Annotated in this window: 19 protein-coding genes; 14 read left to right on the forward strand and 5 right to left on the reverse strand. The window is 41.7% G+C overall.

The features are described from left to right. Positions 1-364: 364 nt before the first annotated feature. Positions 365-1,582, forward strand: coding sequence for a GGDEF domain-containing protein (locus QZZ55_RS05850; RefSeq protein ID WP_293266286.1), 1,218 nt, complete (start codon positions 365-367; stop codon positions 1,580-1,582). 80 nt (positions 1,583-1,662) lie between these two features. On the opposite strand, the gene QZZ55_RS05855 is transcribed toward QZZ55_RS05850, so the two are convergent. From QZZ55_RS05855 to QZZ55_RS05865, 3 genes are all read right to left on the reverse strand, one after another. Beyond that, positions 1,663-2,952 (reverse strand): PepSY domain-containing protein, encoded by a 1,290-nt coding sequence (locus QZZ55_RS05855; protein WP_293266288.1) that lies wholly within the window; start codon positions 2,950-2,952, stop codon positions 1,663-1,665. A 45-nt stretch (positions 2,953-2,997) separates the two neighbouring features. Next, a complete protein-coding gene (locus QZZ55_RS05860) occupies positions 2,998-4,965 on the reverse strand; it encodes a TonB-dependent receptor (RefSeq protein ID WP_293266290.1) in 1,968 nt (655 codons plus the stop codon). A gap of 229 nt (positions 4,966-5,194) precedes the next feature. Continuing rightward, positions 5,195-5,674: a PACE efflux transporter gene (locus QZZ55_RS05865; protein ID WP_293266292.1), complete on the reverse strand. Its 480-nt coding sequence runs from the start codon at positions 5,672-5,674 to the stop codon at positions 5,195-5,197. Between the two features lie 160 nt (positions 5,675-5,834). On the opposite strand from QZZ55_RS05865, the gene QZZ55_RS05870 reads away from it, so the two are divergent. The 4 genes from QZZ55_RS05870 to QZZ55_RS05885 all read left to right on the forward strand — a co-directional run bounded on the left by QZZ55_RS05870 (position 5,835) and on the right by QZZ55_RS05885 (position 9,870). Further along, complete coding sequence (locus QZZ55_RS05870) at positions 5,835-6,719, forward strand: LysR family transcriptional regulator (RefSeq protein ID WP_293266294.1); 885 nt, start codon at positions 5,835-5,837, stop codon at positions 6,717-6,719. 159 nt (positions 6,720-6,878) lie between these two features. Next, positions 6,879-8,912, forward strand: coding sequence for a methyl-accepting chemotaxis protein (locus QZZ55_RS05875; RefSeq protein ID WP_293266296.1), 2,034 nt, complete (start codon positions 6,879-6,881; stop codon positions 8,910-8,912). Positions 8,913-9,050: 138 nt separating this feature from the next. Further along, positions 9,051-9,482, forward strand: a complete 432-nt coding sequence (locus tag QZZ55_RS05880; RefSeq protein WP_293266298.1) for a hypothetical protein — start codon at positions 9,051-9,053, stop codon at positions 9,480-9,482. 43 nt (positions 9,483-9,525) lie between these two features. Next, positions 9,526-9,870 carry a hypothetical protein gene (locus tag QZZ55_RS05885; RefSeq protein WP_293266300.1) on the forward strand — a complete coding sequence of 115 codons (345 nt, stop codon included), beginning with the start codon at positions 9,526-9,528 and terminating at the stop codon, positions 9,868-9,870. 138 nt (positions 9,871-10,008) lie between these two features. Here QZZ55_RS05885 and QZZ55_RS05890 read toward each other — a convergent pair whose 3' ends face one another. Further along, the gene (locus QZZ55_RS05890) at positions 10,009-10,350 is read right to left on the reverse strand and encodes a thiamine-binding protein (protein WP_293266302.1); all 342 of its coding nucleotides are present in this window, start codon (positions 10,348-10,350) and stop codon (positions 10,009-10,011) included. Positions 10,351-10,563: 213 nt separating this feature from the next. On the opposite strand from QZZ55_RS05890, the gene QZZ55_RS05895 reads away from it, so the two are divergent. The 8 genes from QZZ55_RS05895 to QZZ55_RS05930 all read left to right on the forward strand — a co-directional run bounded on the left by QZZ55_RS05895 (position 10,564) and on the right by QZZ55_RS05930 (position 15,573). After that, positions 10,564-11,259, forward strand: a complete 696-nt coding sequence (locus tag QZZ55_RS05895) for a pseudouridine synthase (RefSeq protein WP_293266304.1) — start codon at positions 10,564-10,566, stop codon at positions 11,257-11,259. Between the two features lie 3 nt (positions 11,260-11,262). After that, positions 11,263-11,595, forward strand: a complete 333-nt coding sequence (locus tag QZZ55_RS05900) for a glutaredoxin family protein (RefSeq protein ID WP_293266306.1) — start codon at positions 11,263-11,265, stop codon at positions 11,593-11,595. A 68-nt stretch (positions 11,596-11,663) separates the two neighbouring features. Then, positions 11,664-12,584, forward strand: a complete 921-nt coding sequence (locus tag QZZ55_RS05905; protein WP_293266308.1) for a glutaminase — start codon at positions 11,664-11,666, stop codon at positions 12,582-12,584. Between the two features lie 51 nt (positions 12,585-12,635). Continuing rightward, positions 12,636-13,427, forward strand: a complete 792-nt coding sequence (locus QZZ55_RS05910) for a metallophosphoesterase (RefSeq protein WP_293266310.1) — start codon at positions 12,636-12,638, stop codon at positions 13,425-13,427. After that, positions 13,427-13,912, forward strand: coding sequence for a hypothetical protein (locus tag QZZ55_RS05915; RefSeq protein ID WP_293266312.1), 486 nt, complete (start codon positions 13,427-13,429; stop codon positions 13,910-13,912). Before QZZ55_RS05910 ends, QZZ55_RS05915 begins: the two co-directional genes overlap by 1 nt. After that, positions 13,913-14,203 (forward strand): hypothetical protein, encoded by a 291-nt coding sequence (locus QZZ55_RS05920; RefSeq protein WP_293266314.1) that lies wholly within the window; start codon positions 13,913-13,915, stop codon positions 14,201-14,203. Between the two features lie 24 nt (positions 14,204-14,227). Further along, on the forward strand, positions 14,228-14,944 hold the full coding sequence (locus tag QZZ55_RS05925) for a glutathione S-transferase N-terminal domain-containing protein (RefSeq protein WP_293266316.1): 717 nt from the start codon (positions 14,228-14,230) through the stop codon (positions 14,942-14,944). Positions 14,945-14,991: 47 nt separating this feature from the next. Beyond that, entirely contained in the window at positions 14,992-15,573 is a 582-nt protein-coding gene (locus QZZ55_RS05930; protein ID WP_293266318.1) for a uracil-DNA glycosylase family protein, read from the forward strand. Between the two features lie 30 nt (positions 15,574-15,603). Here QZZ55_RS05930 and QZZ55_RS05935 read toward each other — a convergent pair whose 3' ends face one another. Further along, the gene (locus tag QZZ55_RS05935) at positions 15,604-16,404 is read right to left on the reverse strand and encodes a response regulator (RefSeq protein ID WP_293266320.1); all 801 of its coding nucleotides are present in this window, start codon (positions 16,402-16,404) and stop codon (positions 15,604-15,606) included. Between the two features lie 206 nt (positions 16,405-16,610). Between QZZ55_RS05935 and QZZ55_RS05940 the strand changes: the two genes are divergently transcribed. Next, positions 16,611-17,045, forward strand: a complete 435-nt coding sequence (locus QZZ55_RS05940) for a substrate binding domain-containing protein (RefSeq protein ID WP_293266322.1) — start codon at positions 16,611-16,613, stop codon at positions 17,043-17,045. Positions 17,046-17,049 lie beyond the last annotated feature (4 nt).

Consider the following 17,049-nt stretch of genomic DNA (forward strand, 5'->3'; position numbering starts at 1 on the left):
TATTAGTTTCATTGTAGTTCTCTTTCGATCATCCGCCATTGCCGCCTTTACATCTATTAACTATATCAAGTTACTAATATTTCATAAGTTGGCTGAAAGAGAGTGGTACTCAATAGCCTTGAAGCCATATTTTGCCTATTAAATAGATATTTAGCTGAAAAAAAAGAGGAGTAAGGGCACAAAAGAATACTAGATAGAGTGTCGATTTGGTTAAGGTTTATTTTTAGTTTTTAGAATATATGACGCTAAATAGCTACAAAAATACAATTTAAGTATTATTTGTTTTTGTAAATGTCCTATAGTGTTGTGAAGGTGGCTTTGATATCTACCCGTTTTATGAGTCATGTAAGGAAGTCGTTAAGGTATGTTCGAACACTCCACCGGCCAGAAAGCTTCGAATAAACTTTTGAAGCTTTTGTTAAAGACTGCTCTCATCTCATCAGTGCTAATTATTGTGGTTGTTGGTTACGCTGTTTCTCTCCTTTATAGCCAACATGTTATTGAAGATGCCGAATATGATGCCATCAGTGTGGGGGAAGCTATCGTTTCATTTGAAAAGCACCAGTTAATTTCTGTTGATGACCAGAATATAGAGCACCTCAGAATTCCCCCAGATGGCTTTAAGAAACTTGATGTCACAATGCAAAAAGCCTTGGCTCCCTTTGATATCATAAAAATTAAAGTATTTACTGAGGACGCTACGATTATATACAGCACAGACCACTCTATTATTGGTAAAAGTGACCCCGATAACCCTAGCTTACAGATAGCTCTAGCGGGGGGCGTCAGCTCGAATCGAAAGACAACAGAAGAGGTTACAGACCTCTTAGGTGAGAAAAAATTTGATGTGGATGTGGTAGAAACCTATATCCCGATTGTTAACAGTCTAGGTAATATTGTTGGCAGCTTTGAAGTTTATCAGGATGTAAGCTCGAGTAATTATAAAAGCCAAGAAGGTATAGTTAAATCCTTAACCACGCTCACAATCGTTTTAGTCATCGTTTTTAGTTTGAGCCTGATAATAATAAGGGTGGCTGTAAAGGAGTTGAATTTGGCTCAGCATGAGCTACATAAAATGGCGACAGAAGATGCATTAACGGGATTAAAAAATAGGGGGGCTATAGTTGAGTCAGTTAAGCGAGAGGTTTCTCGCAATCAAGGGCTTAGTACAATAGATGAGGGTAATCCTGTTAGCCTGATTATGGTTGACGTTGATCACTTTAAATCTATTAATGATAGTTATGGACACCCTGTCGGTGATTCGGCGCTCCAAGAGTTAGCACGCATTATGGAAGTCACTATCAGAGACAATGACACGATTGGGCGCTATGGTGGTGAGGAGTTTCTTTTGGTGTTTCCAGATACAGACCAAGAGGAAGCAAAGCTTTTAGCCGAAAGGGTGCGTCATGATATTGAGAATATAGATTTTTTCTATGCCGGTAAGAAAATCACACTGACTGCTAGCTTAGGTGTTACTACGATAGGTGCTTGTGATACTGATTATGAGCAGGCGTTAAAACGAGCTGATGAAGCGCTATACCGAGCAAAATATGAAGGCCGTAATAGAGTATCTATCGGATAATTGATACTGAGAACTTCCCATATGCAGGAGTAGCACTCTATTTCACTCGTATATTGTTATTAAGCGTTGCTGCTTGTTTTTTATTGCTGCAAACGGGCCCCATTTACCTTTTGTCTTGGTTTAAGTAATGGTGTTAGTTGGCTAACAACTATAATGACTAGCATGCTGATACCAAAAACAGGGAACAGTATTGCTAGTGTCAAAATCATGCCCAATAGAGCCTTACCAACCTTAAATTGTGCAGGGACAGTGGGAAATCCCCAGCTCTTGTTTGGCTTTCTCTTGAGGTAGCTGATTAGCCCTGCCATGGTGCTGAGTGTAAACAATAAGCTAACGATGAGGACACCATACCAACTGGCCCGGCCGTATTCTCCTTGATGAAGCCGCATGGTTATCTGGCGTAAATCCATAAGAATGCCTACATCATCCCAAGTATGGTGCTTTAACACTTCACCTGAAAACCTATCAAGATACATAACCTGCTGGTCGCGTAACCAAAAGCTGTGGTTGGCAAGTCTATAGGTTCCCGTTGCTTCATTGGGCAGTGATAAGGTTAATTTACCAACAAGACTTTGGCTTTGTGCAATAGTAATGATTTCTTCTAATGAAAGTGTGTTGTCTTTCTCGGTGGATAGTAGCGTTGGTGCCTTGTGCCATGTTTCAGGGTAGCCCGTATCCGTGACTGCTTGAACCAGTTTTAGGCTACCACCAAATATATTTGTCCATGGCATTGCACCTGCGATGATGATTAACATAAAGATAGACAACCAGAACCCGCCAACAGAGTGAATGTCTCGCCAGAATATACGTTGTCCCTTTTTTGTACGGATGGTAAACATGCCTGCTATTGACCATTTCTTTATTGGCCACCATATGTAGATGCCGGTTATTAGCAAAATGATGAACCAGCTGGCTACCAGCTCCACTACCAAGGTGCCTGGTGTATGTAATAGGAGTTCGCCATGCAACTTTCGAACGCTATACATTAGACTGTCATGTTGATTGAACTCCCCTGAGACCGCCGCAGTGTAAGGGTTAATGTAGACTAATTCTCTTACGTGTCCTTTCGTTTCGATTCGAAAGCTAGCCGCTTCTTTTTCTGAAGAGGGCAGGCTTATTTGCATAATAGGACGGCCCGCATGCTGGCTCGCCGCGGCGAGTAGCTTATCAAAGCTGATATAACCGTTTTGGCGTTGGTTAGCGGTTGGCACAGCGGTGCCAACCTGTTGATATGCCCAACTATTGTAGTCATCCTTGAACAGGTAGAGTATCCCTGTAATGCAGAGCAGTAGGACTATCGGGAGGGTGATGAGCCCAGCAATAATATGCCAACGCCAGAACCATCGATTTAAATCTTTTTGTTTAAACATAATGAGTACTCTCAGATGACTAGACTAATACGAGATATTGTCCGCTTAAAATTTATAGGAAGCGCCGGCGTACAAGGCTCGCCCATCTGCAGTACGAAATTTTAATTTACCGCGACTATAAGTCGCTCTGTCTTCTCGAGTATCAGTGAGATTTAGCGCGTTTGCCCAAAAAGACCAGTTTTCTTTGTCGTAAGTCATTCTGATATTAAAGCGCTCGTCTCGCTTGAATCTTCCCGCAGGGGTGTTGGCATCATCGCTAAAATAAGAACTATAAAAATCTCCTTCTAATTCAACTACTAACTGCCCAATCGGTTGCCATGCAAGCCGCGCATTAACGTGATGTTTGGGTGAGCGGTTCATGTCATTCCCAGAAAAATCACCTTTTGAGCTTAGGAAACTATCGTATGTATTGAGTGCATATGTATGTGTAAATCCCACTCTCCAATTGGTTCTATAAGGAGCGTACTCAATGACAGACTCTATGCCTTTAACGGTAACTTTCCCTGCATTGGTTGTTCGTAAGTATTCGCTATCTTCTTCACCGAAGGTTTGCGTCACTAAATAGTTTTTTATTTCAGTGTGGTATACCGCAAAATCATAGGTAAAGTCGCCGCTGCTACCGCGCAAACCGATTTCCATATTTGTGGCATCTTCTGGTTGCAGATCAGGGTTACCAGACTCAATGTTAAACAGGCTTTTTAAATCAGGAGCATAAAAACCTTTGGAAATGTTTAACCACAACATTTTTCCTGCAGGCAAATCGTAAGTCAGGCCAAATTTAGGCGAAAGGTCAGAAAAATTAGCATCATCCTCATATAGACTGGATTGAAGAGCCACATCTTCATAACGTAAGCCAGTAGTAAGTATTAAGTTATCGGTGAGGTAAGCTTGATATTGGGCGAACCATGCATACAGTGTTAAGTCATTTTCGAAAGTCGTATAGGGCCCTGTCAATAATGTATCGGTACGGCCATAAGCTTTGGTGAACTGCTCACCTTTGTAGCTTTCAAAGCCGATAATGGCATTATTTTGTGCAAAGTTATGACGGTATATAACTTTAGAGCTAATGGCAGAATCATCTTCATCTTTGGGACCACTGTAACGAGATAGTCCTATGGTAGATTTTTCTCGCCATACGATAGAGGCATCTAAGGAGCCATCTTCAAAGTCTTGTTCAGCTTTAAGGGACACGTAATCTTGAGTGTAATCTGTATCAGAATTTAACCCTCCTGCTTGGCCTGGGTTATCTTCAAGCTCTTCACGGGTTAAATCTCCACGAACAATGGTATCTTCCGTTAAATGCTCAGCCCTTAAGGTCAAGCGGAGTGAATCATCTACATCATAAAGCAGTTTTAGACTGGCTTGGTCACGATCATTTTTTGCCCCCTCGCGCTGCCCATCTGTTCTTCTGACGTTTGCATCTACAAAATATCCGAGTTTATCTACTCGCCCTCCCGTGCTGATGCCTAAGCGGTTTCTTGAAAAACTACCGCTTTCTGCCCATATTTTTACTTCGGGTTCGACCGGTGGTTCTTTGCTTATTACGTTAATTACACCGCCAAAGGCATTGTTACCGTATAGGGCAGACGAGGGGCCTTTGATGACTTCAATACGCTCAATATCTGATGTGTTTACACGATCTAATCTTTGAGTCGCGCCCTCATAAGGGCTCTCTAGTGGCAGGCCATCGAGCATGGGGATAGTGTAACCTTTACCTCCGTTAGGTATGCGTAAGTTGCGTACTTGTGTTTCACCGGGGATACGGTCCAAAAACTCGTCTGGATCAACAAACTTTATCCGTTCTACTTCTTCGTGTGTAACTACATGAGCGTTTAAAGGGGACTGCTTCAGTGATGTACCACCGATGGTGGCTTGTTGGTCTGCGACACCGCCAATGACTGAAATGGTACCTATTGATAAATATTCTGTATCTGGTGTGGGCAGTCGTTCTCCTGCGGATAAACTGACAGGAGGAATGAGCATCATCATGGCGATGAATTGCTGAGTGTTCAAAATTTCTACCCTCACAAATTAAGTGGATCACTTTTTGGTGGGCATACTAATGAGGTTTTACATAGCTAGGAATGTGGCATATTGTCACGCAGTTAAAAATAGCAAGAGAGGAATACGAAAATAGTTATGCACGCAAGCTGTGGATAAGTCTATGCATTACGTATGCACATCTCGGCTATAGCCCGCTATATAAGGGCTACAGAGAAGTGTTGTTTTAATAGCCTATTTTTCAAGGTCCACTTATTATGAGTTGTTCTGGCTGTCTGATTGGGAATGCACGGTCGTAACCGAGCCCAAACAAAAAAGTATAAACTACGACGGCTGCCATCATGCCAATATCTAAAAGCAGAGCATTGATAAAGCTGAGCTCTAACCACCACATGATGATAGGCAGAGTAAAAAAGAGCAGGAAAAGCTCAAACCCTACCGCATGAAAAACTCGGTGTTTTACCGAGCGCTCTGTTGGTATCCGTCCTTGAGATACATCAAAATAGTCATAGGCATAGTTATAGAAATAATTGATAGCCATGGCGATAGTGCTAAGAATTAGCGCTAAGAAAGTTATCTCCATTAGGTCGCGTTTTAAAATGAAGGCAATAACGGCTGTTGAGCTTATGATTAAAATAATTTCAAACAACAGGGTATAACGTAGCCTGTCTAAGCCACTACGAGTAATGATATTTTCTGACTGTGCTTCTGAAATACTCAATGAAATAGTGCTCCCTAACTTTTACTCTGTTTATGTTTTAACTCATTGCTATACTAAAGATAATATTGATACATTGTAGTTAGTATCTATCTATTATTCAGATGGGTTGTTGTCTGCTACTGGGTGGTTTTTAGCGTGTATCTAAAGGAGTGTGAACAGAATGGCGAGCATTGAGCAGTTGACGTGTTTTGTGATCGCAGCAGAAACTGGGTCATTTTCTGCTGCGGCACGTCAGTTAGGCAAAGTTCAGTCTGCAGTGAGTACTGCTATTAACAATCTTGAAATTGATGCGAACGTCGAGCTTTTCGATAGAAGTAGCCGCAGCCCGGGATTAACAGACGCTGGCCAAGTATTACTTAAATCGGCACAAACCGTTTTGCATAGTCATCATGAGTTTAACGCTCATGCGGCTTCTTTGAGCAGTAGCAATGAAACGTCACTGTGTATTGCTATTGAGCAAAGTGTCGCATCACCTGCTTTGATAACAGTATTAGAGCATTTTTCAAAGGTTTTTCCATACATTACATTGGAGCTGCTTGATCCTGGCAGTGGAGATGTGGCTGAGTTGGTACGCAGTAATCGAGCTGATATTGGTTTAATGATAGAGCAAGAGTATTACCCTCAGGGTTTCAGTTTTTGCGGTGTAGGGCACTCACGCGTGATTCCTGTCTCGTCTCCGGGTTTCCCGTTAGCACAAAAGAAGCAGGTGACGCGTGCTGACCTTATGCAGCATAGGCAAATTGTTGGGCGTAGTTTAGATCCCAATAATCAAACACATGAGCGTTATACGGTCAGTCCACAAGTTTGGTTGTCAGAGAGCCCGTTTGTTATTTTAGAGCTGTTAATTGCCAATATAGGCTGGGCTTTTCTGCATGAAGCGGTAGTAGATGAAAAACTGAAGTTAGGAGAGTTAGTCGTGTTGGATCTGGTCTATCAACAAGTGGATATTCTTCAAGGTATTGATCTGGTGTGGGCAGAAAACCGTACCCTGGGCAAGGCCGGTCAATGGTTAATACAGCAGTTTCAGAGCTTAAATTTCAACTAAATGATTAGTATGTTAATAAATAAAGTAGTTGCAAGAGAGCTGTTGGTGTTTGATATTTGATATTTGACTTAGAGGGAATATGTCCCAAACTGAACTGAATATAAATATAGTATACAAATGTTAGCTTAAAACTTTTTAAAGCTTCATGGAGTAACACGGATGTCTGTATTTTCTAAAATGACGATAAAAACCAAGCTTTTTTTTGGCTTTGGGCTGCTAATAGCCATATCCGTTTTAAGCTCTTTATTAGTTTATAACCAATTAGAAAAAACTCTACATAAGCAAAAATTATTACTTGATGTTCGCTACCCAACTGTCGAGGCTGGTGAGCGTTTGTCAGGTGCTATTAGCCAGACATTGTCCGGTTTGAGAGGGTACCTTATTTTAGGTGAAAACCCTGCTAAAGCTGAAATATTTAAAAATGAGCGTGCTTTAGGGTGGCGTAAGCTAGATACAGCTCTGGCAGAGTTAAATACGTTTTCCCAACAATGGACCGTGCCCGAAAACATTACCAAGCTTGATAGGATGAAGCAGCTGGTAGGGGAGTTTAGGGTTTCTCAGCAAGAAATAGAGAATATTGCTCATACCCGCGATAATATCCCATCATTTGATACTTTACTCACAAATGCAGCGCCTAGAGCAACTAAAACAGTCGGTGCTTTAACTGCACTCATTGAAAATGAGATGGAAAATTCTGCAAACTACGAACGTAAGCGGTTGCTCAAAACACTCGCTGATAGCCGTGCATCTTTTGCTCTGGGCCTTGCAAATATTCGTGCTTATTTACTCTCTGGTGATGAAAAATTCAAATCAGCTTTTTTATCGCTTTGGACTAAGAACGAGGCTCAATTTAAAAAGCTGCAAGAGAGCCAAGCTCTGTTTGCATTTAACCAAAAAAAGCATTGGGATGAGTATAAAAAACATCGTGGCGAGTTTCGCCCGTACGTTGATGAGATGTTTGCATCTCGCGGCAGTTCGGAGTGGAATAAGGCAAATGCCTGGTTAGGAACGAAAGCCGCTCCTAAAGCCAAGGAAATTAAACAAATACTAGTAGATATGAGCCAGTCGCAGAAGCAGTTACTTACGGCTGACCAAGTAAAGTTAAGCAGCGCGGTTGATGCACTTTATTCTGTACTCTTATTTAGTTTGCTGTTAACCGCTCTACTTGGCTGTGCATTGGCTTATACCATTAGCCGCTCTGTGACTAAGCCTTTAGGTGGCGAACCCCAAGATATGGCTCTGTTAGCTGACTGCATTGCTAGTGGTGATCTCACCACAAGCTTTGACGCTAGTCATCAAGCTCACGGTTTGTATCTATCTATGATTAACATGAATGCAAAATTAAAAGGGTTAGTAAATGATATTCATACCCTTTCTCAATCTTTAGCAAGTACCTCCACAGAAACGGCATCAATTGCAGAGCAAACAAACAGCAATGTTCAAGCCCAGTATGAGCAAACCGAATTAGTAGCCACTGCCGTTGAAGAAATGACTGCAACGGTAAGTGAAGTAGCTGAGAATGCAGCTAATTGTGCACTCTTAACGGAAGAATCTGGAGACATTACTCTTAAAGGGCAAGAAAACGTTCAAAAAACTATTTCAACAATAGCGCTTCTTTCTGAAGGCATTAATCAAGCATCGAAAGTTATTTCTTCTGTACAAGAAAAAAGCCAATCCATCAGCTCTATCTCTGAGGTAATTGGAGGTATCGCAGAGCAAACTAACTTACTTGCATTGAACGCTGCTATAGAAGCCGCCCGTGCTGGTGATCAAGGAAGAGGTTTTGCGGTTGTTGCTGATGAAGTACGTTCTCTAGCGTCTAAGACACAAGAGTCTATATCGAGTATAAATAGTATTATTGATGCGTTGCAAATAAGCTCAAATGAAGCAGTATCTGTTATGCAGCAAAGCCAAGAAAAAGCGCAAGATACTATGAAACAAGCTAATGTTTCCGGTGAGTCCCTTACTCATATAGCAAGCTCAGTACAAAGACTTCAAGATATGGTGAGCCAAATTGCTGTTGCATCAGAAGAGCAAGCAGCGGTTACAAAAGATATTAGCCAGAATGTACACCAAATTAGTATCGTTGCTCAGCAGACATCAGTTGGAGCAAAAGAAACAGTTCAGGCCGGTGAAGATATGTCGCGACAGGCAGAATCACTACAAAGTTTAGTTTCAACATTTAAAGTGTAAATATACATCAATAGAGTTGGCTTGGTTATCTTGTACATAGACAGAGTTCTCTACTGAGGACTCTTTTTTTAGCCAAACTGGCCTCACTTGAAATAAAAGGTTATACCTTATAATCCAACTTTTTAAAGATGCCTCATTATGATGAATGAAATTCTTGAACTCAGGTCTGGCCAAGTTGCGTATATCAGTAGTTTGATGGCGGGGTTTTCTTTGTCTATTGCCGTACAAATTATTCGTGGTAAGGATCAACGTTTAGTGGCCACTGTTAACTACCTGCTTTTCATTGTGACTACTTTGTTGTTCTTAATTGCGTTGTACATTGATGTTTCGATTAGCTTACGGTTAGTAGGCATTGAAAGCTTTACAGAAGAGGCTCTTAATAAAATTGGACGAATCAGAAATTTTAGTACTTCTGCTGCAACGTCAGCTTTTCTTTTGTTTGTATTGTCGATCGGGGTTCTTGGTTGGCTGAAATCAAACCGAACCGGAATTATTAGTACCATTATGGTGGTGATTACTTTATCCACTATTATTGTTGCTAGGAACATGATCTCTGGATTAGATTTTTAGAACCGTAAGCAAAAAAATATCAATACTCGTATAGGACGTCCCTTTGACTGATAAGCACCTTAAACAACTGTGTGATAATGCGACCGAGGCTCACACTCGTATCAAGCATGATTTCAAAAACATAGACCCGATTGTTGGTGTAAGCCAACAAATGCGTAAGAGTGGAATTGCTGCTGATGTCATGACTATTGACTGTTTGAGAAGCGGGAAGCGTATTATTCTCATATTACATGATCAACAAGCAGATATTATTAGTTATCAATTTACGTTTAAAGAACAAGATCCTAAGGAGCAATTTGAGCATGTTCCTTTGGTTGATGTGTCTGCCGATAAGCTTTATGACTGGATGAAAAGCTATTTTTCTAGTGACATTCATGTCACGCATTAAGACTGGGTGTATGAATAGGGGTATTGTATTTGGTGAGCTTAAAGAAGACTTCATTACGCAATGAATGAATGTTCTTTTTTTCCGGAATATGGGTGGGAGGCGGCATAATAAAAAGCATATTATGCGCCATCCTTATTATTACTTATCTACAAACATGTGATTTGCTGCTGTTACCCCTCGATCATAAGTACAAAAGGTATCTGTTGCTGCAGAGGTTTTACTGTGAATCTTGATGTTAGTAATTACTTCTAATGCTCCTGCTTCATAACAGGCTTGCTGAGCTGCTTTAACAATATCAAGAAGTTGGTTTAGCTCTCCTTTCATTGTTGTTTCCATCGCACCTACTTGGTAAGGCACATCGGCAGCTTTTACAACAGCTATTGCCTTATCGACAACTTCAAAGTTGTTTCCTTCTTTTAATCGTGGGATAACTTGGAAAGCCAAAAATACTTCTTGTTGAGGTGTATTAGATTCTGACATGTTGTTTTTTGTGACTCTGTTGTAATGAGTGGATTGCGCTTATGTATAAAGGATTATTTCATTCGCTTCAATACTTCTTCGACTCACGCTGTGGGCTGCTTTCCTGACATCTTATGTTGTCTGGGTTACAGTTAAGATGAAGAGCAAGAAAGACTGATTATTTTTTCTGGGTAATGTTCACAACAGAACGTATCAATTTAATTAAAGAGATATATGCGCCTCGATAAATTTATTTGTAAAAGCACCGAGTTAGCAAGAACCGAAGCTACGGCTGTACTTCATTCTGGTAAGGTGTTGGTGAATGGTGAAGTTATTAAAGATGAGGCAACTCAAGTTCATGAAAATAACAGAATAACGTTAAGTGGTAAGCTCCTAACCGCTCGAGCATCACGTTATATTATGATTCATAAACCATTAGATACCGTTTGTTCTAATGTGGATGACGTTTACCCTTCGTTACTTAATCATGTGGATATTGATAAATCACGTGACCTACATTTTGTAGGGCGTTTGGACGCTGATACTACAGGGCTCGTTTTTGTAACAGATGATGGGCGTTGGTCTTACAATATTACAACGCCAAAAAAACAGTGTGCAAAAGTATACCGTGTGAACCTGCGTGATACTGTCGCTGAGGATGTCACAATAAAATTTCTACACGGAGTTCAGTTGCAAGGTGAAGCGTCGTTAACCTTGCCTGCGGTATTAGAAATTGTGAATCCTAGAGAGGTGCTATTAACTATTACCGAAGGTAAGTTTCATCAAGTTAAGCGTATGTTTGCTGCCATAGGGAATCGAGTTGAGGGGCTTCATCGAGAAAAAATTGGTGATGTGAGCTTGGATGTCGATATTGGTTCCTGGCGTTTTCTAACGGAAAGTGAAATACAGAGTTTTAAAAATGAAGCCTGACGTATGAAGAAATTTTTTATTGTTGTGTTAGCCATTATTGTTGTAAGCGAATGGCGTGATATTCGAAATGTATTTAGCCCTCCTCCTAATTTTTCTGCTGCGCATGAGGAGACAGCCGTACTTTATTCAACGCAATGGTGCCCCTTTTGTAAGAAAGCTCGCGAACTATTTGATGAAAAAGGGATCTCTTACTTTGAGTATGATATTGAAAGCTCAGAGGAAGGAAATGCTCAGTACCAGCGGTTGGGTGGAGGTGGTGTTCCTATCATCCTCATTAATGGTGAAGTGTTAAAAGGCTTTAACCGATCAACAGTATTAGCGTTAATAGAGAAGTAGCAAGACTATTACACGTGATTTTATCGGGTTGTCGGTCAACATATTTATAATTTTTGGGTGTGAAGGGCATGCAGGATATTCTGGACGAGATCGCAGCAAAAATGGCCCTTAGGGATGATCGAGGCCAAGTTGCTGATTATATCCCGCAACTTGCTAGTATTGACCCCAACCAATTTGGCATTGCGGTTGTACTGCCTGATGGACGTCAGTTTAGTGCGGGGTGTGCAGACAAGTCGTTTTCTATTCAGAGTATCTCAAAGGTTTTCACCCTGACCATGGCGTTAGGCAAGATTGGTGATGCTGTTTGGTCACATGTGGGGCGTGAGCCCTCAGGTGATCCGTTTAACTCCATTGTGCAGCTTGAGCATGAAGCGGGTAAGCCACGTAACCCATTTATCAATGCAGGTGCTATCGCTATTGTCGATGCTATTATGATGGGTCATCAGCCAAAAGAAACACTGGCCGAGATTCTTCAGTTTGTAAGATTTGTTGCCAATGACGAGCGTATTTTCTTTGATGAAAAGGTGGCGCAATCTGAGTTGCTTCATCGTGATCGGAACGCCTCGTTAGCGCACTTTATGGCATCGTTTGGACGTATAAAGCACCCTGTCGAGAACGTGCTGGGCACCTACTTTCATCAATGTGCTATTGCGATGAGCTGTACACAGCTAGCTAATGCAGGAAAATTTTTAGTCTCTGATGGTATGAACCTTAGTACGGGTGTCAGGGTTGTAACGCCACAACGAGCACGTCGTATCAACTCCTTAATGTTAATGTGTGGTCATTATGATGGTTCGGGAGAGTTTGCGTACCGAGTAGGGTTGCCAGGAAAAAGTGGTGTGGGCGGTGGGATATTAGCGATAGCACCGGGGAAGGCGTCCATTGCTGTTTGGTCTCCAGGCCTTGATGATATTGGCAATAGTAAGCTGGGAACAAAGGCATTGGAAATACTTGTTCAACACACGGGTTGGTCTATTTTCGGACACTAAGCTCTAGCAGGCTTTGATGGGTAGTTTAATTATGTCTAGAGAGTCATATCTATGAAACTGCATATTCTTTCGGACCTACATTTAAGCGCCAGTCCGTTTGACGTCCCTGTGACGGAGGCTGATTTAGTGGTGCTTGCTGGAGATATTGCTCGCCCTAAAGAGGCCATAAAATGGGCTAAACAAATTACCAAACCTGTAATTTATGTGCCGGGTAACCATGAGTTTTATGGCAGCAGTATTGCAGCGTCTATTTATGAGCTTAAGCAGTTGTCCCTTAATAGCAATGTACATGTTTTATGCGATGACGCTTTAGAAATAGAGGGTGTGCGTTTTCTTGGGACAACGCTATGGACTGATTTTTTATTATTCGGTGAATCAGGTAAACAACGTGATATTGCTGTTGATTCAGCAATGCTCATGATTAGGGATTTTAGCCGCATTACGGTTGACGACACCGGTGAACTGTTTACACCGCAGGACTCTGCATCACAGTTTAACCACCATGCTTGCTGGTTAGATAATAAGTTAGCCGAGGTGTTTTTAGGGCCAACAGTAGTAATAACTCATCACTCACCTTCGGCTAAGAGCATTCATCCGCGTTTTGCTGATTCACACCTGAATACATGTTTTGTTTCTGAGGCCGAATGGCTGTTTGATGGTGCTCGTACCGCTTTGTGGATTCATGGACACACCCATGACAGTTTTGATTATTCTATAAAGGGGACGAGAGTTGTTTGCAATCCGCGTGGTTATGCGCAAGCTGGAGTGAATGAAAACCTTAACTTTGATCCTAGCTTTATTGTAGAAATAACTTCGCAAGAATCCAGTGAGTTAGGTGCGTAATGAGTGTGCTTAATCAATACAACGAGCTAGACAAAGAGAGTATGAGGCAAGCTATGTTGAGTCGATATAATAGAAAGTGGGTGGCAGCCTTTATTGGTTGCGGGCTCTTGAGCGTTATGAATTTCGCAGTAGCAGATGATGTAAATATTGTCATGGCTGACTTTCGTAGCGCGGGCGGTGATCATTGGGCGGTGAATGTAACACTCAAGCATGATGATTCCGGATGGGACCATTATGCTGATAATTGGCGCGTAGTGGATGAAGACGGCAATGTTTTGGGTGATCGAGTGTTATTTCACCCCCATGTAGATGAACAACCTTTTACGCGTGGTATTAACAGCGTAGAAATCCCCGAAGAAGTCACTACTGTGTATATTGAGGCGCACGATAAAGTACATGGTTGGACTGAGAAACGCTTGCAGGTTGATCTGGGGAAGGCTAAAGGTGGGCATATTCGAGTGAAAGCTCAAGATATGAGCCATTAAATGCATACTTGGCGAGTTAAAAATCTAGGTGATGCCATGTTAGTCGATGAGGAGCTTGATCATATAAAAGCGCTCTTTTTAGCCGCCTATAAAAAAGCGGGCTTCCCTGATGATATGGCTATCTACATCCGCCATGAAGCAGAAGGACGGTTACATTGTGAGGTTAAAGTGTACTTTACGCCGGCGGTTAGCGATTTGGCTGAAGCTGTGAGTGCGCGATGCTGTCCATCACCGGCACCCGAAGGGCTTGGATTATTGGTAGGTTCCGAAATGGCCTTGTCAGTTTTATAATGTTTTCCTATTAAGGATTAGGTAATGTCCGATTTACATGAATCAGATCTAAGTAACTTTGCAATTACGGCTAAATGGCCGGCACTTTATCCTGAACGTTTACAGCTTTATTCACTACCGACCCCCAATGGTGTGAAAGTATCTATTATGCTTGAAGAGATTGGTGAGCCTTATGAAGCTCACCGTGTGAATTTTTCTAGTAATGACCAAAACTCATCTGAATTTTTATCGTTAAATCCAAATAACAAAATCCCTGCGATTATTGATCCTAATGGACCGTCTGATAAACCTCTGGCGTTGTTTGAGTCGGTTGCTATCCTGATTTATCTTGCAGATAAGTCTGGACAATTAATGCCCGATAACCCTCATGAGCGGGCACAAGCGATGCAGTGGTTAATGTTTCAGGTAGGCGGGGTTGGCCCGATGTTTGGGCAGGTAGGTTTTTTTAATAAGTTTGCAGGCAAAGATTTCGAAGATAAGCGCCCGCGTGATCGTTATATAAATGAGTCGCGGCGTTTGCTGGGCGTACTGAACCAAAGGCTAGCAGATAGTACTTGGATGCTAGGTGATGAGTACTCGATAGTTGATATAGCAACCTTTCCTTGGATTCGTAATTTGGTTAGCTTCTATGATACGGAGGATCTTGTCGGGATTAATGATTTTTTGCATGTGAATCGAGCTTTAACCGCATTCTTGGAGCGTCCTGCTGTGCAGCGTGGCCTGCTTATTCCCGAAGAGTAACCTAGGTTAGGTGCATGACGTAGAGCTGTTTTTAAAGGGGCCGACAAATGACATCATTTGAATATTTATTGGCGCAAGTACGCTCATGTACGCTTTGTGCAGAGCACTTAGAGCATGGCGTTCGACCCGTCTTACAGATCAGCCCTCAAGCGAAGGTGTTGATTGTGGGTCAAGCTCCGGGAAGAAAAGTGCATGAGTCGGGTGTGCCTTTTGATGATGCGAGTGGAGATCGGCTACGAGAGTGGTTGGGGGTCACGAAAGATGTTTTTTATGATCCAGAGAAGGTAGCCATTTTGCCAATGGGCTTTTGCTTTCCGGGTACGGGTAAGTCTGGCGATCTTGCCCCGCGCCCCGAATGCGCACCTGCTTGGCGAGAAAAACTGCTAGCGCATCTACCACAGTTAGAGGTGACTCTTTTGGTAGGGCAATATGCTCAAAAATATCACCTTGATAAGAAACCTTCCTCGTTAACAGCGACTGTTCAAGCATGGCAGTCATACTGGCCCGCCGTGGTTCCTCTTCCTCATCCAAGCCCAAGAAATAATATTTGGCTGAGTAAGAATCCATGGTTTGAAGAGACGCTAGTTCCTCGTTTGCGTTTACGGGTAGCAGAAGTACTAGGCAGCTGAATGAAAAACAACGATTGAAATAAAGAAAACTTAATTTTGAAACATTTTTACTATAATCGATTTAATCTTAGTCGTATCAAAAGGCTTATCAAGGATAGCATCGACTCCCGCATCGCGCACTTTGTTCAAATGGCTATCTTTGGCTTCTGAAGTCACCATTAACACCGGCACATGAGAATTTTCGGGAGACTTGCGCAAATATTCGGTTAGTTGAATACCATTGACCTGGGGCATATTATAATCAGTCACAAGAAAATCTATTTCTTGTGTTTTCAAATAATCAATAGCGTGACAGCCATCTTCAAATTCAGTTATATTATTTAATCCCAAATTATTTAGCGCGCGGGCAATAGCTTTACGAGCTAACTTGCTATCATCCACTAAGGCTACTCTTAAATTATTGACATCGTAGTTCTCTAAATAAAGATCTTCTCGGTTGAGAAACGTCATCGCTGAACGTAAAGCTCTTTGCAATACTTGTTGCTCAAAAGGTTTATGCAGAATAGCTAAAATCCCCGATTGCTTAAATATTTCCAGCTGTTCTCTGCGCTTCTCACTAGAAATCAAAATAAATGGTATGGCGGAAAGCTCCTCCTCCTTCTTTCGTAGCATTTGTAGTAATTCTATTGCTGTACCATCTTCGTAATACAAATTGGATATGATTAAATCAGGAGGATATTTAGTGATTGTGGCCAGCGCTTGCTTTTTATTCGAAGCAAATTCAACGTTAGTAACGCCTTCTTGATCCAGTTTTTTTAAAATAACCTTTCTCTGCATTGGAGACGATTCTACCAACAGCACACTTAATTCAGAATTATTTACGGCGTCCATTTTTTTCCTGACAAATTATACAGTTGCTAAGATTATTTATTATAGTAGAGTTCAAAAAACTTGCAGTAAGCGTATGACAACTAGGTAGCATTCAGGGAGAGTAGTGTAAAAACGCATTTCTCCACTTTGTACAGCGCAGTTCATCACGCTCTTCATAAAGACGAATAGCGGACGGTAGGTCAAGTGTAAAGCTGTGCTCATCGTCATTGCCTAAAGCAGTTAATAGCATCCCTTCCTACTTATCGCAGTGTGGTGAACTCTCAAACCCAGAGGATTTAAGACAACATAATTGTTTGCTCTACAGACTTGGTGGTCGACTCTTCAACAACTGGGGGTATACGAATCACTCGGGTAGTTACAGAGTGAAGGTAGGCAGTAACAGAGTCAGTAATGACACTGACATTGTTAGACGCTGGGCTATTGCTGGAAAGGGTATTGCTTATAGATCTCAGATAGATATCTCATCTGATTTACGCAATGGAAAACTAATACAGTTACTTTCAGGATTTCAATCACCCCCTGTTGAACTCTATTTACTTTGCCCAAGTAGAAAGCAAGTGACTCCTGCGGTAATAGCTTTCAGGGAGATGTTAAGAGAAAAGTGCGCACAGATGATGACGAAAGATAAACAGCCCGCATAAATGC

This window comes from Neptunomonas sp. (genome assembly GCF_016744175.1).
GTDB lineage: Bacteria > Pseudomonadota > Gammaproteobacteria > Pseudomonadales > Balneatricaceae > Neptunomonas.

What these genes read in the sequence shown, in the direction of transcription:
- QZZ55_RS05850 (WP_293266286.1), top strand. Translation starts at nt 365, where the DNA reads ATGTTCGAACACTCCACCGGCCAGAAAGCTTCGAATAAACTTTTGAAG.
- QZZ55_RS05855 (WP_293266288.1), bottom strand. Translation starts at nt 2,952, where the DNA reads ATGTTTAAACAAAAAGATTTAAATCGATGGTTCTGGCGTTGGCATATT.
- QZZ55_RS05870 (WP_293266294.1), top strand. Translation starts at nt 5,835, where the DNA reads ATGGCGAGCATTGAGCAGTTGACGTGTTTTGTGATCGCAGCAGAAACT.
- QZZ55_RS05875 (WP_293266296.1), top strand. Translation starts at nt 6,879, where the DNA reads ATGTCTGTATTTTCTAAAATGACGATAAAAACCAAGCTTTTTTTTGGC.
- QZZ55_RS05880 (WP_293266298.1), top strand. Translation starts at nt 9,051, where the DNA reads ATGATGAATGAAATTCTTGAACTCAGGTCTGGCCAAGTTGCGTATATC.
- QZZ55_RS05890 (WP_293266302.1), bottom strand. Translation starts at nt 10,350, where the DNA reads ATGTCAGAATCTAATACACCTCAACAAGAAGTATTTTTGGCTTTCCAA.
- QZZ55_RS05895 (WP_293266304.1), top strand. Translation starts at nt 10,564, where the DNA reads ATGCGCCTCGATAAATTTATTTGTAAAAGCACCGAGTTAGCAAGAACC.
- QZZ55_RS05900 (WP_293266306.1), top strand. Translation starts at nt 11,263, where the DNA reads ATGAAGAAATTTTTTATTGTTGTGTTAGCCATTATTGTTGTAAGCGAA.
- QZZ55_RS05905 (WP_293266308.1), top strand. Translation starts at nt 11,664, where the DNA reads ATGCAGGATATTCTGGACGAGATCGCAGCAAAAATGGCCCTTAGGGAT.
- QZZ55_RS05910 (WP_293266310.1), top strand. Translation starts at nt 12,636, where the DNA reads ATGAAACTGCATATTCTTTCGGACCTACATTTAAGCGCCAGTCCGTTT.
- QZZ55_RS05915 (WP_293266312.1), top strand. Translation starts at nt 13,427, where the DNA reads ATGAGTGTGCTTAATCAATACAACGAGCTAGACAAAGAGAGTATGAGG.
- QZZ55_RS05920 (WP_293266314.1), top strand. Translation starts at nt 13,913, where the DNA reads ATGCATACTTGGCGAGTTAAAAATCTAGGTGATGCCATGTTAGTCGAT.
- QZZ55_RS05925 (WP_293266316.1), top strand. Translation starts at nt 14,228, where the DNA reads ATGTCCGATTTACATGAATCAGATCTAAGTAACTTTGCAATTACGGCT.
- QZZ55_RS05930 (WP_293266318.1), top strand. Translation starts at nt 14,992, where the DNA reads ATGACATCATTTGAATATTTATTGGCGCAAGTACGCTCATGTACGCTT.
- QZZ55_RS05935 (WP_293266320.1), bottom strand. Translation starts at nt 16,404, where the DNA reads ATGGACGCCGTAAATAATTCTGAATTAAGTGTGCTGTTGGTAGAATCG.